Source organism: Sutterella faecalis (genome assembly GCF_006337085.1).
GTDB lineage: Bacteria > Pseudomonadota > Gammaproteobacteria > Burkholderiales > Burkholderiaceae_F > Sutterella > Sutterella faecalis.
Window position 1 is genome coordinate 2,656,053 of the sequence record NZ_CP040882.1, and the last position, 15,295, is coordinate 2,671,347.

Annotated in this window: 11 protein-coding genes; 9 read left to right on the forward strand and 2 right to left on the reverse strand. The window is 60.0% G+C overall.

Annotated elements, in window-relative coordinates; translation table 11 throughout:
• Positions 1-15: 15 nt before the first annotated feature.
• The 9 genes from FG381_RS11150 to ccmI all read left to right on the forward strand — a co-directional run bounded on the left by FG381_RS11150 (position 16) and on the right by ccmI (position 12,568).
• Positions 16-858 carry a phosphatidate cytidylyltransferase gene (locus FG381_RS11150; protein ID WP_139688859.1) on the forward strand — a complete coding sequence of 281 codons (843 nt, stop codon included), beginning with the start codon at positions 16-18 and terminating at the stop codon, positions 856-858.
• An 8-nt stretch (positions 859-866) separates the two neighbouring features.
• The gene (locus FG381_RS11155) at positions 867-1,505 is read left to right on the forward strand and encodes a YigZ family protein (protein ID WP_139688860.1); all 639 of its coding nucleotides are present in this window, start codon (positions 867-869) and stop codon (positions 1,503-1,505) included.
• Between the two features lie 164 nt (positions 1,506-1,669).
• Positions 1,670-2,839 (forward strand): metallophosphoesterase, encoded by a 1,170-nt coding sequence (locus FG381_RS11160; protein ID WP_139688861.1) that lies wholly within the window; start codon positions 1,670-1,672, stop codon positions 2,837-2,839.
• Between the two features lie 40 nt (positions 2,840-2,879).
• A complete protein-coding gene (gene dxr / locus FG381_RS11165; protein ID WP_139688862.1) occupies positions 2,880-4,046 on the forward strand; it encodes a 1-deoxy-D-xylulose-5-phosphate reductoisomerase in 1,167 nt (388 codons plus the stop codon).
• A 13-nt stretch (positions 4,047-4,059) separates the two neighbouring features.
• On the forward strand, positions 4,060-5,418 hold the full coding sequence (rseP, locus tag FG381_RS11170; RefSeq protein WP_139688863.1) for an RIP metalloprotease RseP: 1,359 nt from the start codon (positions 4,060-4,062) through the stop codon (positions 5,416-5,418).
• Between the two features lie 162 nt (positions 5,419-5,580).
• Positions 5,581-7,917, forward strand: a complete 2,337-nt coding sequence (gene bamA / locus FG381_RS11175) for an outer membrane protein assembly factor BamA (RefSeq protein ID WP_139688864.1) — start codon at positions 5,581-5,583, stop codon at positions 7,915-7,917.
• Between the two features lie 189 nt (positions 7,918-8,106).
• Positions 8,107-9,522, forward strand: a complete 1,416-nt coding sequence (locus tag FG381_RS11180) for an alanine/glycine:cation symporter family protein (protein WP_139688865.1) — start codon at positions 8,107-8,109, stop codon at positions 9,520-9,522.
• A gap of 391 nt (positions 9,523-9,913) precedes the next feature.
• Positions 9,914-11,545, forward strand: a complete 1,632-nt coding sequence (locus tag FG381_RS11185) for an ammonia-forming cytochrome c nitrite reductase subunit c552 (RefSeq protein WP_165697869.1) — start codon at positions 9,914-9,916, stop codon at positions 11,543-11,545.
• Between the two features lie 126 nt (positions 11,546-11,671).
• Positions 11,672-12,568 (forward strand): c-type cytochrome biogenesis protein CcmI, encoded by an 897-nt coding sequence (gene ccmI, locus FG381_RS11190; protein ID WP_139688866.1) that lies wholly within the window; start codon positions 11,672-11,674, stop codon positions 12,566-12,568.
• A gap of 123 nt (positions 12,569-12,691) precedes the next feature.
• Here ccmI and FG381_RS11195 read toward each other — a convergent pair whose 3' ends face one another.
• Positions 12,692-14,212 carry a catalase gene (locus FG381_RS11195; RefSeq protein WP_139688867.1) on the reverse strand — a complete coding sequence of 507 codons (1,521 nt, stop codon included), beginning with the start codon at positions 14,210-14,212 and terminating at the stop codon, positions 12,692-12,694.
• 563 nt (positions 14,213-14,775) lie between these two features.
• Entirely contained in the window at positions 14,776-15,240 is a 465-nt protein-coding gene (locus FG381_RS11200; RefSeq protein ID WP_226960233.1) for a helix-turn-helix domain-containing protein, read from the reverse strand.
• Positions 15,241-15,295 lie beyond the last annotated feature (55 nt).

The following is a 15,295-nucleotide window of genomic DNA, read 5'->3' on the forward strand; positions in this document are numbered from 1 at the left end:
TATAGGTCCTCCAAGATGCTGTCGCTTCGCATTGCCACTGCGTCCGTGCTCTTTCTCATCCTGCTTCTCGCCATCTGGGCAGGACCCCTCTGGTTTGCCGGAGTGATGGCGATCGCCTTCGGCCTCGCGCTTTACGAGTGGCTGAGAATCGGCAATCTCGGGCCTGTTCCGGCCGCACTCATTTCCGCCATTGAAATGATCACGCAGTTTTCGCTCTACTGGGCGGGGGCGCTCCCGAAGATGGACTGGTTCCTCTTCATCGTCGACGGCGTCGTCATGATTGCCTGGTTCGTGATCTTCTTCCTCGAGCTCTTCCATCGCGAGAACGGCTTCAAGGTGAATGTCTTCCAGTGCCTTCTCTCGGCCGTAGTCTTCGTGCCGGCGGCCTACTTGTCCTTCCTCTGGCTCAATGAACAGGGCACCTGGGTGCTTGTTCTCTCGGTGATGCTCATCATCTGGGGCGCGGACATCTGCGCCTACTTCTGCGGCCGCGCCTGGGGCAAGCACAAGCTCTGCCCGGCAATTTCTCCGAAGAAGACCTGGGAAGGCGTGATCGGCGCCTACGTGATCGTCATCGTCTTCTTCCTTCTCTGCTATTGGTTCTGCGACCAGAAGGTGGTCTTCACCAACTTCATCTTCGAGCGTGCGGGCTTCGGCTGGGGCGTTGTGATCCTTGCCATCCTGATTGCGCTTTCGATCGCGGGCGACCTCTTTGAGTCGATGCTGAAGCGCCTTGCCGGCATCAAGGATTCCTCGAACCTTCTCCCCGGGCACGGCGGGTTCTTCGACCGCATGGACAGCTCCATGCCGGTGATCCCGGCCGCTACCTGGATGATGCTGGCCGTTCTGCTCTTCTGACTGCACGCATGACAGAGCTTTATCCCGTTCCTGATCTTCCTCCGGGGAGCTTTCATCGAACCGAGGACACCATCCGGCGCTCGCGCTTCATCGTGAGCGTCGCGCGTGCGGCTTCGCCCGAAGCCGCGCACGCCTTCATCGAACAAATCCGCGCCGAGCACGCTCAGGCGACGCACAACTGCTGGGCATTCAATGCGGGCGCCCCGGGGGATACCGCGCAGGTGGGCGCGAGCGACGACGGCGAACCGAAGGGTACGGCCGGCCGGCCGATGCTGACGGCCGTGCTTCACAGCGGCATCGGCGAAGTGGTGGTGGTGGTCACCCGTTATTTCGGCGGCATTCTCCTTGGCACGGGAGGTCTTGTCCGCGCCTACCAGGGGACTGCGAAGCTCGGGCTTGAGACCGTACCCACGCGCGAGCGCGAGGTGCTCGTGCGCTATGTGGTTTCGATGGATCCGGCCTTCGACGGGAGCTTTCAGAACCTCGCGCGCCAGCTCGGCGTCGTCATCGTTTCATCAGACTATCGGTTTGATGCCTCTTATGAACTGCTGGTTCCGGAAGCCAGTGCCGGAAAGCTCGAGAGCGAACTCTCCCGCATTACGATGGGCGAAGCGTTGGTAGACCGTCAGGAAGAGGAAGCGGTATAGGCCAGCCTGCAGCCCCGAAAGAAACCGATACAAAAGACCGTTCCCGGGATCTTCTCTTTTTGCTTCAAATTCCAGCTTTCCCGTTAATCTTTGGGTGTAATCCCTGATTGTCGGAGAATCCCTCTCTCCCGACCAGAACTCTCTTTGTCACGCTTTCCTAGAACATGCGTTTTGCCGTCTTTCATCTGATCATGGCCCTCTGGGTGCTCTGGCGCTTTGTGCTCCCGCTCAGAATGGCAAAAGGCGCAAAATGGGCGCTCGCGCTCGTCGTCATTGCAGTTTCTCTTTTTTCCACCGTCACGACGCTCTTCTTCGGGGGGCTGCTTTCGCCTGAACTCCCGAGAGCAGTGCTGATTGCGGGAAATTTCGGCGAAGCAGTGCTGCTCTTTCTCACGGTCTTCACGCTTTTGAGAGAAGTCGTGATTTTCTTTTCCGTTCTTGCGGGCCGTTCGGGCGAGAAAATTCATCGGGCGGTGCAGCAGGACCGCCGCACGGCGATCGGTCTGGGGGCATTGAGCGTCGGCTTTGCCGCTTTCGGCATCAAGAAGGGCATTGAAGTTCCCGAGGTGCGCTACCACACGGCGAAAATCCAGGACCTTCCCCCGGAGCTCGAGGGCTTTGAATTCGTTCAGCTCTCAGACACCCACTGCTCTGCGCTTCTGACGGAGCCTCATGCGGAAGCGCTCGTCGAGCGCGTCAATTCGCTTCATCCCCGGCTTATTCTCATGACGGGCGACTTCGTCGACGGGGCGGTTGAGCGGCGTGAAAAGGACATTGCGCCCTTTGCCAAATTGAAGGCGGAATACGGCGTCTGGGGGTGCGACGGCAATCACGAGCACTACGGCGACTATCCGCGATGGGAGAAGAAGTTCGCCCAACTCGGCATCCGGGTTTTGCGAAACGAGCACGCCGTGCTTGAGGTCGAGGGAAACGACGGCAAACCGGCCAGACTCTGCCTCGGCGGCGTCTGCGATCCGATGGCCGCTCGTTTCGGCCGCGAGCTTCCGGATGTCAGGAAGACCTTCGCGGGTGCCCCGGATCCTAAAGCCGTTCCCCGCATACTGATGGCGCATCAGCCTAAGATGTTCCCGCGCTACCGCGCCAACGAGGAATTTGCGCTCCAGCTTTCGGGCCACACGCATGGCGGCCAGATCATCGGAATGGATCGGGCGGTAGCCATCATGAACGGCACCTATGTGCGGGGGTTCTACCGGAGTCCCGAAGGAACGCTTCTTTACGTGCATCCGGGTTCGGGCCTCTGGAACGGCTTCCCGATCCGCGTGGGCGTGCCCTCTGAAATTGCAGTGATCCGGCTTGAGAGAAGAAGAGCCTGATCGAAAGAAAAGAATAAAAGACTAATAACGGATTAAAGACATGCAGAACATCGCACTCCTCGGCGCAACGGGCAGCATCGGACGCTCGGCGCTTGCCGTGGCGGCTCTTCACCCCGACCGCTATCGGATTCATTCCATCGCAGGCGGGAGCCGCGTCGCGGAACTCGTTGAGATTGCCCGGAATGTTCATCCGAAGCACGTCGCCATTGCGGATGAATCGAAGTACGAGGACCTCCGGCAGGCGCTCGCCGATGCCGGATTGAAGGACATCGAAGCGCATGCAGGCGCGGCAGCGGTCCGCTCGCTCGCCGAGGACCCGGAAGCCGATGCGGTGCTGCAGGCGATCGTGGGGGCGGCGGGCGTTGCGCCCACTTTTGCTGCCGCGAGGGCCGGAAAGCGCCTCATGCTCGCCAATAAGGAGAGCGTCGTCTGCGGCGGCGCGCTCCTCATGAAGACGATCGCAGAGCATGGCGCCGAGCTTCTTCCCGTGGACAGCGAACACAGCGCGGTCTTTCAGTGCCTCGCGGCCGCCGACGAGAAGATGAAGAAGGCGGCGCGGATCATTCTCACCGCCTCGGGCGGCCCCTTCCGCGGGCGGCGCGATCTCTCGGGAATTACGCCCGAAATGGCCGTGAAGCACCCGCGCTGGAGCATGGGCCGAAAGATCAGCGTCGACAGCGCCACCCTCATGAATAAGGGTCTCGAGATTATTGAAGCCTCCTGGCTCTTCGGCTTCCCTGAATACAGGATCGACGTTCTCGTGCACCCCGAATCGATCATCCATTCGATGGTGGAATTTGCCGACGGCGCGGTGATGGCTGAGCTCGGAACCCCCGACATGAAGACCCCGATCGCGGTCGCCATGAGCTGGCCCGAAAGAATCGCAAGCGGGACGGAGAGGCTCAGTCTCGCGAAGCTCGGGAAACTCACCTTTGAAGCGCCCGACACGGAAACCTTCCCGCTCCTCGCGCTCGCGCGAGAGTCGCTGAGAAGGGGCGGCGTCGCATCGATCGTGATGAATGCCGCAAACGAAGCGGCCGTTGCCGCCTTCCTCGAGCGGAAGCTTTCCTTCACAGGCATTTTCGACGTAGTGACCTCGATGACGCGAGGATTCGAGGCGCCGGCTCCGGCTTCGGCAGAAGAAATTCTCGCGGTCGACGCCGAGGCCCGCCGCCGTACGGCGGAATTCATGGCAAAGCGCCGCTAAGGGAATTTGAAGCATGGGATCGTTATCGGTGCTTTTGGCCGTCGTGGGTTTTCTTCTTACGATCGGCGTTGTTGTGCTCATTCACGAGGGCGGCCACTATCTCGCCGCCAAGTGGCTCGGGTTTGCCGTTAGGCGCTTTTCCATCGGCATGGGTAAGGTTGTCTGGAGAAAGAACGCCTGGGATACGGAATTCGCGCTTTCGCTTCTTCCGATCGGCGGCTACGTTGCCTTTGAGGAAGAGGAAAAGCGAGAGGACGGCACGCCCGTCAAGGGGATTCTTTTTGAAAAGGGCCCCCGCTGGCGCCGAGCCATCGTGATCGCGGCCGGTCCCCTCATGAATTTCGTGCTTGCGGTGGCGCTCTTCACCGCTTCGGGCGCCATCGGCGTCTCTGATCTTGCGCCCTATGTGACTGCGGCGCCGGGTTCTCAGGCGGAAGCGCAGGGGATTCACCGCATGGATCGCGTTACCGCTGTGGCCGGACGGCCGATTGCGGGCGTGACGGACTTCAACGCGACGCTTCTTGAGCAGACGGGGCGCCCGGACGTTCGGATCGAATTCGAGCGAAACGGCGAACCCTTCGTGCGGCACTTCGACCTCACGGGGGTGACGCTCGAAGACGCCACCCGGACGAAGGGCCTCATTCTTCCGAAGCTTGGGTTCCTGCTTGCGGGCAAAGGCGTTCTGGTCGTGGATGCCGTTTCCGGCGGACCCGCTGCTCAGGCGGGCTTGAAAGCGGGAGACATGATTCTCCGGATCAACGGCGAACCTTCGGATTTTCAAACCTTTGCATCGATGATCCGCACGCATGCCGGAAAGCCGCTTGAGCTTGAGGTGCAGAGCCTCGTCTCCGAGGAAGCACCGGTCCGACAGCTCACGATGACGCCGCGTGCAGAAAAGGACGAAAAGACGGGCGCGCTTTCGGGGAAGGCCGATCTGCGATTTGCGCAGGGGGTCGAGCGCGTGACGGTGCGCCGCGGCCCGATTGAATCCCTCACGATTGCGGTCGACAAAGTGATCGGCCTCACGCGCTTCCAGGCAGAAGCCGTGGGCGATATGGCGAAGGGGGAATTAAGCACCGAGAATCTCTCGGGCCCCGTCGGCATTGCCGGGATGGCGGGGAGCGCGCTCACGGCCGGCCTTTCGGCCTTCCTTGAATTTCTTGCCCTCATTTCGATCGCGATCGGCTTTATGAATCTGATTCCGATTCCGGCGCTCGACGGTGGGCAGCTCGTCATCCTCGGCATAGAAGCCCTGATGGGGCGGGATATCCCAAGGGGCGTACGGGAAAAGCTCGGCGCCGTCAGCATGGCGCTTCTGATCCTTCTTGCCGTCTATGTCACGGTGAACGATGTCGGACGGCTTGGAGGGTGACGGCTTTTCGCTTCAGACAGTCCATTTCGCATAGCCCGGGATGCTTCGGCCCGTTAGTGCCTTGTGGTAACCTTAGAGCCGATTTTTATCGGGTTCCCGCTGCGGACTTTTTCAGGCAGCGCGAGCCTTCAGGCCGAACGCCCGGCCCTCATACCGTTTCGAATGAAGAGAGAGTTCGTTTTGCAGCTCCATCAACTCAACCGCCTGGCGGCCGGCATTACTGCCGCCTTTCTTTTCGCCGGATCGGCTTCGGCCTTCGTCATTTCGGATATCCGTGTCGAAGGCCTGACGAGAACAGAACCCGGCACGGTCTTCTCCCACCTGCCTTTCCGCGCCGGCGAGGACTACACGGCTGAAAAGGGCGTTCGCGCCATTCATTCTCTCTACCAGTCGGGGCTCTTCCGCGACGTGACGCTCTCGCAGGACGGCGACGTCATCGTGGTCCGCGTGATGGAGCGCCCGGCCGTAGCAACGATTGAGACGCACGGCATCAAGGCGTTCGACAAGGAAGCCGTTGAAAAGAGCCTGCGCGATGTCGGCATGGCCGAGGGCCGCATTTTCGACCACGCGATTCTTGAGCGCGCCGACCAGGAACTGAGAAGACAGTACCTCGCCCGCGGCTATTACGGCGCCAACGTGACGACGACGGTGACGCCGCTCGAGCGCAACCGCGTGCGCATCACCATCAACGTGGACGAGGGTTCCGCTTCGTCGATCGCCTCGATCCGCTTCACCGGAAATTCGCTCTTTGAGACCGACGATCTGCTCGATCTCATGCAGCTCGGAACCCCCAACTGGTTCTCCTGGTACACGAAGCGCGACCTCTATTCGCGCGAGAAGCTTGCGGCCGACCTTGAGACGATCCGCTCCTTCTACATGAATCAGGGCTACCTCGACTTCCGGATCGACACGGTTCAGGTTTCGATTGCTCCCAATAAGTCCGACGTCTACATCACGATCAACCTGACCGAAGGCGAAAAGTACACGATCCGGTCGGCGAAGCTCCAGGGCGACATGCTCGGGCTCGATGATCAGCTGAACGCGCTCGTGACGCTCAAGGAAGGCGACATCTACAACGCTCAGGCCGTGAAGGATGTTTCGACCGCGATCACGGACAAGCTCTCAACGCTCGGCTACGCATTTGCGAGCGCCAATCCCAATCCGATCTCGGATCCGGAAAAGCGCACCGTCGACATCGTCTACACGATCGACCCGGGCCGCCGCGCCTACGTCCGCCGCGTCAACATCACGGGCAACAACCGCACGCGCGACGAAGTGATCCGACGCGAAGTGCGTCAGTACGAAGCCGCCTGGTTCGACAGCGACAAGGTGAAGCTTTCGCGCGACCGCATCGACCGTCTCGGCTACTTTGAGACCGTTACGGCCGAGCCCAAGCCCGTTCCGGGCACCCGCGATCAGGTCGACCTTGAAGTGAACGTCAAAGAACGTCCGACGGGCTCGATTTCCTTGGGCGCCGGCTACTCCACTTCGGAAGGCATCATTCTTTCGGCGGGCTTTGCGCAGAACAACGTCTTCGGTACCGGCAATTCGGTGTCGGTCGACGTGAATACGTCGAAGTCGCAGCGCACCTACGCGCTCTCCGTGGTTGAACCCTACGTGACGCCCGAGGGCGTGAGCCGGTCGTACGAAATCTACGACCGCCGCGTCGACCTCGAGGAACTCGACGTTGCCGACGTGAAGTACGAAACGTACGGCGCGGGCGTGAGCTGGGGCATTCCGTTCACGGAACTCGACCGCATTTTCCTCGGCACCCGCGTTGAATCCACGACCGTGGACACCAACAGCAATTCGCCGAGGCGCTACCAGAACTATGTCGACCAGTTCGGCGACAACCCGATCAGCGTGGCGCTCACCGCCGGCTGGTCGCGCGACAGCCGCGACAATTCGCTTGCGCCGACGCGCGGCGTCTATCAGCGCTTCTCGGGCGAATTCGGCCTCCCGGGCTTCGACATTCAGTACTACAAGGCCACCTACCAGTACCAGCACTTCATTCCGCTTTCGCGCACCTGGACCCTTGCCTTCAACGGCGAAGTGGGCTGGGGCGACGTCTACGGCAGCACCGAACAGTTCCCGTTCTTCAAGAACTTCTACGTGGGCGGCATCGGCTCGGTGCGCGGCTTCGAGTCGGGCACGCTGGGTCCGAAGGACTATTCGGTCGACAACGACGGCGACAACCTCGGCGGCGACCGCATGCTGACGGGCAATATCGAAATCCTCGCGCCGCTCCCTGGCGGCGACAGAACGCTGCGCGTCTTCGGCTTCCTCGATACGGGCTATGCCTGGGGCTACGAAGGCGATGCGTACGGGCACTACAAGCGCCAGAAGATCGACTTCGGCGACCTGCGCTATTCGACGGGCTTCGGCGTTGCCTGGATTTCGCCCCTCGGCCCCCTGAAGTTCTCGATTGCCTTCCCGCTGAACGACCAGGAAGGCGACGATACGCAGCGCTTCCAGTTCCAGATCGGCACGGGCTTCTGATACCCGTCTCAGCCGACTCCAGAACGCAAAAACAAAAAAGCCGCGTCCCGGAAAAACGATTCCGGCGCGGCTTTTTGTTGTTTACAGCTTTTGAAATGAAAAAGGAAGCGCTAAAAATGGTAGCCTAAGCGTTTGCCTTCAATTTTCCCGCTCTCAACTACGCTTTCAGCTTCAGGGAGGAATTCGCAATTGGATTTTCTCAGCAGCATTGTCGGTTCGATCAACGACGTTCTCTGGTCCTACGTTCTCATCATCCTTCTCGTCGGATGCGGTCTTTGGTTCTCGGCGAGGACCGGCTTCGTGCAGATCCGCCATGTGGGCGAAATGTTCCGGCTCCTCGGCGACGGTTCCGCGCGCAAGGCCCGCGAAGGTCATATCTCCACGTTTCAGGCGTTCTGCGTTTCCACAGCCTCGCGCGTCGGCGTCGGCAACATTGCCGGCATTGCGATTGCGGTCGTCGTGGGCGGCCCGGGCGCCGTCTTCTGGATGTGGGTGATCGCAATCCTGGGCGCTGCCACGGGGTTCGTCGAATCAACGCTCGCTCAGATCTATAAGGCGCCGAGAAAGGGCGGGGGCTACGTGGGCGGACCCGCCTACTACATCGGCAATGTGCTGGGGTCTCCCTTCTTTGCCTGGCTCTTTGCCGTGCTTCTCGCCGTTACCTACGGCCTCATCTTCAACAGCGTCCAGTCCAATACCATCGCGCTCTCGCTCAAGACGTCGCTGAGCGCCGATCCCTGGTACACGGGGCTTGTCATCGCGGTCCTTACCGGTCTCGTGATCTTCGGCGGCCTTACCCGCATCGCGAAGGTGGTCGGCATGCTCGTTCCGGTGATGGCCGGCGCCTATCTTCTGGTGGCGCTCATCGTGACCGTGATGAACATCACGCTGGTTCCCGATGTGCTGAAGCTCATCGTTTCGAGCGCCTTCAGCTTCGATTCCGCCATGGGCGCGGGCTTTGGTCTTGCCGTCATGACGGGCGTGAAGCGCGGTCTCTTTTCGAACGAAGCCGGCATGGGTTCGGTGCCGAATGCGGCCGCCACCGCCGACGCCTCTCACCCGGTGAAGCAGGGACTGGTGCAGGCGCTCGGCGTCTTCGTCGACACGCTGATGGTCTGCACGGCCTCGGCAATGATTGTGCTCCTCTCGCCCGACTGGCAGGGGTCGGGCCTTACGGGCATTGAACTCGCGCAGCATGCGCTCACGGGACAGCTGGGCGGCTGGACCAACATCTTCATGACCGTGATGATCCTCTTCTTCGCCTTCAGCTCCATCATCGGCAACTATTTCTACGGCGAAGTGAACATGGACTTCATCAGCCGCTTCAAGGGGGCGGTCTGGATCTATCGCGCGCTCGTCGTCTGCATGGTCTTCTTCGGCGCCGTGGCGAGCCTCGACCTTGTCTGGAGCTTGGCCGACCTCTTCATGGCGCTGATGGCCATGCTCAACCTCGGCGCCATTCTGCTCCTCGGGCGCTACGCCTTCATTGCCCAGAAGGACTACTTCCGTCAGAAGGCGGAAGGCATCGCCGAGCCGGAATTCGATCCGGCCATTCTTCCCTCGCAGAAGGGGATTCTCGCCTGGCCGAGAAAAGGTGAGGACTGACGGCGTTCCTGATGCCTCATGAATTGCCCGCCCGCAGCGCGGATCGCTTTCTTCGCGGAAGAAGGCGTTCGAAGCTCTGCGGGCTTTTTGTTTTCACGGGATTTGCGCTTCCTTACCAGCATTCGGGAGGGAGGGTTTGTACGGGTGGGGTGGTTCGAATTTATCTCATAAGGGGTATCAACTGCCTTTTGAACGCTTTAAAACAACTGTCTTCCTAGGATTTCAAAGTGTTGAGAATGGCTCTCAACAGAGCCTTCGCCTCTCCCGTCAGAGAGCTTTAAGAAACCTTTAAGGAAAAATACAATTCCTTGCATAAGACAAAGAAAGCAACTTTCTCCACGGATTTGTAAATCCGGGAGAAAAAATCCATCCGCAAGGAAAGGAGACCCCCATGAAGTCTCAGCATATGTTTACCGCGCTCGCCGCCGCCATGCTCTCCCTTGGAGCGTATTCCACCGCCGCGAACGCTGCAGATCTCGCCAACTGCACGGTCTGCCACTCGAACATCACCAAAGCCCACGCCGGCGCCGCCCACAAGGACGTCGCCTGCACGTCGTGCCATACGGGGCTTGACGAACATCTGAAGAAGCCCTCGGCCCGCCCGACCGTCAACATGGATCCGGCCAACTGCGGCGCCTGCCATCAGCCCCAGTACACGTCGCTCTACAAGGACGAAGGCCGTCCCGCCCGTCAGTCGAAGAAGGCTGCCGGCGGCCCCGCGCCTGACCCGTTCTTCGACCGTGCGCTCGGCGCTCACGGCTTCACGAAGGAGCATGACCTTCCGCGCGCCCACACCTGGATGGCGATCGACCAGTTCATCGTTGACCGCGCCTTCGGCGGCCGCTTTGAGCCGAAGGACGGCTGGCTCTACACGACGCTTGAGGGCGGGAAGTCCTACAAGGTCTGGGATGTCCTGAAGGACAACTATCCGGACAACAACACCCAGAAGGCGCATAAGCCCGGCACCGCTGCCGCCGGCAACGGCGTTTGCTGGAGCTGCAAGTCGGCCGACCTGATGCTCGACTGGGCCTACATGGGCGACAAGGTTGAAGGCGCCACCTTCAATCGCGGCTCGAACCCCGTCGACGTGGTCCGCAAGGTCAACCACGCGCTCAACTGCAACTTCTGCCACGATCCGCATACGGCGCAGCCGCGCATCATCCGCGACGCGCTCATTGACGCCGTCACGCGCGACAACAAGGACGTTCCGAACGTCTGGAAGTCCGTTGCGGCTCATCCGACCAAGGTCGACGTGAAGGACTTCGGCATGCGCGGCTTCACCCGCAAGGTGGGCTACCTCGAACGTCCGGATGCGAACCTCATGTGCGCTCAGTGCCACGTTGAATACGTCTGCAACCCGGGCTTCAACGGCAAGACGGGCGAAAAGGTGGGCTTCGACAACCGCTGGACCAACCTCTTCCCGTTCGTCAATGCCGACCAGATCGAGGAGTACTACGACAAGGTTCCGTTCCGCGACTTCAAGCACAACGTGACGGGCGCTTCCCTCATCAAGATGCAGCACCCGGATGCGGAAACCTTCTTCGGTTCCGTGCATGACAAGGTGGGCGCTACCTGCCAGACCTGCCATATGCCGAAGGTGAAGGACGAGAAGACGGGCAAGATGTACACCCTCCACTGGGCTACCTCGCCGCGTCACTACATGAAGGAAACGTGCCTTACCTGCCATAAGGACAAGACCGAGAAGCAGATGAATCTCGCGATCGACGCGATGAAGGGTCACTTCGAAGGCAAGGTCCGCGAGGCCGAATCCCGCATGAACGACATGTTCGACGCCTTTGATCTCGCGATCGCCGCCGGCGTTGACCAGAAGACCCTCGACGAAGCCAGAAAGCTCCACGCTTCCGCTCACGTCAACTGGGAATACTGGACGGCTGCGAACGGCGCCTACTTCCACAATCCTGAACTCGCCACGCGCAGTCTCGCGAAGAGCGCCAAGGCCGCGAGCGACGCCGCCGCTCTCCTGAGAAAGGCTGTTGCCGCCAAGGCTCAGGCCAAGAAGTAATCGCCTGAAATAAGCTTCTGGAAATTTCTGAAGCAAAAAATTGAAAGGGACGACATCTCCGGGTGCCGTCCCTTTCGCTACAGTTAAGGGTTATCCTTAATCCCTTCATTTTTTCTGCACGCCACCATGTCTAATCCCTGGATCCTCTACGCCGTCTGCGCGGTGATGCTCATCATCGCCCTTGCGGCGCTCCTTCCGACCATCTTCCGCGCTAAAGAGGCGGAAACGGAAGACGTCCGCAATGCGCGTGCGGAATCCTTTGTGAGCGAGGCGCTCCGAGCCGAGAAGGCGCAGCTCGACAGCGACTATGCGGACGGGAGGCTCGATCAGGCGCACTACGACGCGATGCTCGCCGACCTCCGGCGCCGCATTCTGGAAGAGCAGAAGCCTGCTTTGAACGACGAGGAAAAGAAGCTCGAGCGCGCGCCGCTCAAGGCAACGCGCGGAGAGCTCGCCGCCATCGTGATTGCGCTCGTCACCTTTGTTTCCGTCGGAAGCTACTGGTTCCTGGGGTCTCCTGAAATGCTCGAGCTCGCGCAGGCGCAGAAGGTGCTTCAGGGCACGGCTTCGGCAGAGTCGATCGAGACCTATCTTGAAAAAGCTCCGAAGGACGGGCGCGCCTGGGTGCTTCTTGCGCATCGGAAAATCGACGAAGGCGACTTCAGAACCGCGTCGCGGGCCTATAAGGCAGCGCGCGATTCGTCCGAGAAGATCGCGCGCGACCCTGACGTGATGCTTGAATACGGCGCTGCCGTTCTGACGGCTAAGGAAACGGAGCTTTATGCAGATGCCTATAAGGCATTGAATGAAGCGCTGGTGATGAAGGCCGGCGACCCGAGGGCCGAACAGCTTGCGCTCATGGGGGCGGTAGCGATCGAAGACTGGTCGGGCGCGGCATCGCTCGTGAGAAATATGATTCAGAAGATGCCGCCCGACAGCCCCGACTACATGCAGGCCGAGCAGACGCTGAGGATGCTTGAGTCGCGTGCTCAGAGGAAGGCGGAGACGAAGGCAAAGCCCTGACGGGAATTTCTCCTGCGGATCATTTTCCGGAGGAATTTGTCTCAAAAAAAAATTGAGGCCGCTGCGGATGGAGATTTCCGCAGCGGCCGATTTGCATCTCTGAAGAATGCGTTTCTTTTCCGTTTATCTTGCGAAGCGCTGAAGCTCTTCTTCAGCACGCTTTTCTACGGCGGAAAGTTCAAGCTTCAGAGCCTTCGCAATCCCTTCGCCGTAAGCCTTGTCGGCAAGCCAGCAATGGGCCGCATGAAGCGTGCGGATGGCGTCGGGGACGCCGGCCATTGCGCGGGCCGTGTTGGCAAAGAGCCGTTCCTTCTCTGCGGCAGGGAGAAGCCTGAAGAGATTCCCCGCCTGCGTGTAGAAGTCATTGTCGTACTCGCGGAAATCGTAGTGCTGCGCAGCGCCCGAAAGTGCCAAATCGGGTTCCCGGGCAGACGGCGTTTCCGCAAAGGCGCCGAAGGTGTTGGGTTCGTAGGTGATGTCGCTCGCCTGATTTTCAATGCGCATCGCGCCGTCGCGGTGGAACATCGCGAGGAAGGGGCAGCCGCGGGCTTTGTTCACCGGAATCTGCCAATGGTTGACGCCGAGGCGGTAGCGCTGGGCGTCGCCGTATGCAAAGAGTCGGCCCTGCAGCATGCGGTCGGGTGAGAAGCCGATCCCGGGAACAATGTTTGCCGGGTTGAAGGCTGCCTGCTCGACATCCTGGAAGTAGTTTTCAGGGTTGCGGTTGAGTTCGAGTTCGCCCACTTCAATGAGCGGATAGTCCGCATGCGGCCAGACCTTCGTCAGGTCGAAGGGATGGTAGGGAACCTTGTCGGCATCGGCTTCAGGCATCACCTGAACGTACATCTTCCATTTCGGGAAGTCGCCGCGCTCGATGGCTTCATAGAGGTCGCGCTGGTGCGATTCGCGGTCGCTGCCGATGATCGCGGCCGCCTCTTCGTCCGTCAGGTTTTCAATGCCCTGCTGGCACTTGAGATGGAACTTCACCCAGAAGCGTTCGTTTTCGGCGTTGATGAAGGAGAAGGTATGGGACCCGAAGCCGTGCATATGGCGGTAGCTCTTCGGTATGCCGCGGTCGCTCATGACGATTGTGATCTGATGGAGCGCTTCAGGAATCTGCGTCCAGAAATCCCATTGATAGGTGTTGGAGTGAAGGTTCGTCCGGGGATCGCGCTTCACGACATGGTTGAGGTCGGGGAACTTGAGCGGATCACGCAGAAAGAAGACCGGCGTGTTGTTTCCGACCAGGTCCCAGTTGCCTTCCTCGGTATAAAACTTGACGGCGAAGCCTCGGATATCGCGCTCGGCATCTGCTGCGCCGCGCTCGCCCGCAACGGTTGAGAAGCGGATGAAGAGCGGCGTTTCCTTGCCGACTTTCTCAAAGATTTTCGCCTTGGTGTAGCGGGTGATGTCGTTCGTTACGCGGAAGGTGCCGAACGCTCCGGAGCCTTTCGCATGCATGCGGCGCTCGGGGATCACTTCACGGTCAAAGTGCGCGAGCTTCTCTAGGAACCAGACATCCTGGAGAAGCATGGGGCCGCGGGGGCCGGCCGTCATGACGTTGTTGTTGTCGGCGACGGGGGCGCCGAAGGCCGTAAAGAGGCGGCTGGCAAAATGGCGGGCCGTTTGGATGGGGTTCTTCATAGGAATTGTCTCCGGGAAATTAAGAATTGATAAAAACAATCAATTCGTACTTCATAATAAACGAAGACAATTGAAGGCGCGATCATTTATTTGAAATAACTTATAAGCAAATGTATATCGATAGTGAATAACTATGTGTATGGCAGTCGTGGTTGCGTGAGTGCATCGACAAAGCGATGCGAATCTTCTCTATTGATTGATTGGTATGGATTATCTTCAAAGATCTGCCCGAGGCAAGCCGGAGAGGACGGCGCTTCATCGAGAGGATCCGTTATGCGGGAGCGAGGTGCCTGACGCTCCATGCCGCTGCTGTCGACACAGCGTTTTATTCGAGGAAAGAGAGGAGAAGATGCCGCTCCGGTGAGCCATGCACCGAACGACGCGGGCGGGGTAGAGATTGCCGGCAGCAAAGACGCTCTGGCCGGAAGATCCGTTGCAGGTAAGGCATTGGCGGAAGACAGGAATGTCGCTGGAGATGACCCGGCAGGGCGCGCGCCCGGCATTGGGAGCGTTCAAATCAACCCCAGGCCTCGGATCGGAAAGGCCGGGTTGATCCGGTTTATTCAGCTCTCTGATTCACTCCTTTCGACCAGAATCTGCGTCTTCCTGCCGCCCGTCTCGGTATGAGCGAGCACCCATTTGCGCACGGTGGAGACGGAGATGCCCGTGAGGCGGTTGATTTCCGACCAGGAGTAGCCCTGAAGCCTGAGTCTCACGGCGCGTTCTCGAACCGCCTTGGGGTAGCGGTACTGATTGTCGGCGAGATCCGCCTTGAAGGCGCCCTTGATGAAGGCGCGGTGCCAGTCCCTCAGGGTATTGGGGGACATGTCGAGGATGCGGGAGGCCTTGGTGTAGCCGATCCCGTGTCGGAAGAGTTCAAGTGCCTGAGCACGCTTTTCGTCCGTCGCGTACGTCTTGGGACGAACCCGTTCGTAGGAGATCTCGGGCGTTTCGGACGGCAGGGTCTTTGTGACCGCCGTCATTTTCGGCATGCGTTTGCGCGGCGAGCGCTTCACTTGCGCAGGCATTTGAATGCTTCTCCAGCGGGAGACAAGGAAAAAGGCGAAAAGAAGGGCCCGGAGC

Bases quoted from the DNA above. Each gene is read 5' to 3' on its own strand.
- FG381_RS11155 (WP_139688860.1), top strand. From the start codon at position 867: ATGACAGAGCTTTATCCCGTTCCTGATCTTCCTCCGGGGAGCTTTCAT.
- FG381_RS11200 (WP_226960233.1), bottom strand. From the start codon at position 15,240: ATGCCTGCGCAAGTGAAGCGCTCGCCGCGCAAACGCATGCCGAAAATG.
- FG381_RS11185 (WP_165697869.1), top strand. From the start codon at position 9,914: ATGAAGTCTCAGCATATGTTTACCGCGCTCGCCGCCGCCATGCTCTCC.
- bamA (WP_139688864.1), top strand. From the start codon at position 5,581: ATGAAGAGAGAGTTCGTTTTGCAGCTCCATCAACTCAACCGCCTGGCG.
- FG381_RS11160 (WP_139688861.1), top strand. From the start codon at position 1,670: ATGCGTTTTGCCGTCTTTCATCTGATCATGGCCCTCTGGGTGCTCTGG.
- ccmI (WP_139688866.1), top strand. From the start codon at position 11,672: ATGTCTAATCCCTGGATCCTCTACGCCGTCTGCGCGGTGATGCTCATC.
- dxr (WP_139688862.1), top strand. From the start codon at position 2,880: ATGCAGAACATCGCACTCCTCGGCGCAACGGGCAGCATCGGACGCTCG.
- rseP (WP_139688863.1), top strand. From the start codon at position 4,060: ATGGGATCGTTATCGGTGCTTTTGGCCGTCGTGGGTTTTCTTCTTACG.
- FG381_RS11195 (WP_139688867.1), bottom strand. From the start codon at position 14,212: ATGAAGAACCCCATCCAAACGGCCCGCCATTTTGCCAGCCGCCTCTTT.
- FG381_RS11150 (WP_139688859.1), top strand. From the start codon at position 16: ATGCTGTCGCTTCGCATTGCCACTGCGTCCGTGCTCTTTCTCATCCTG.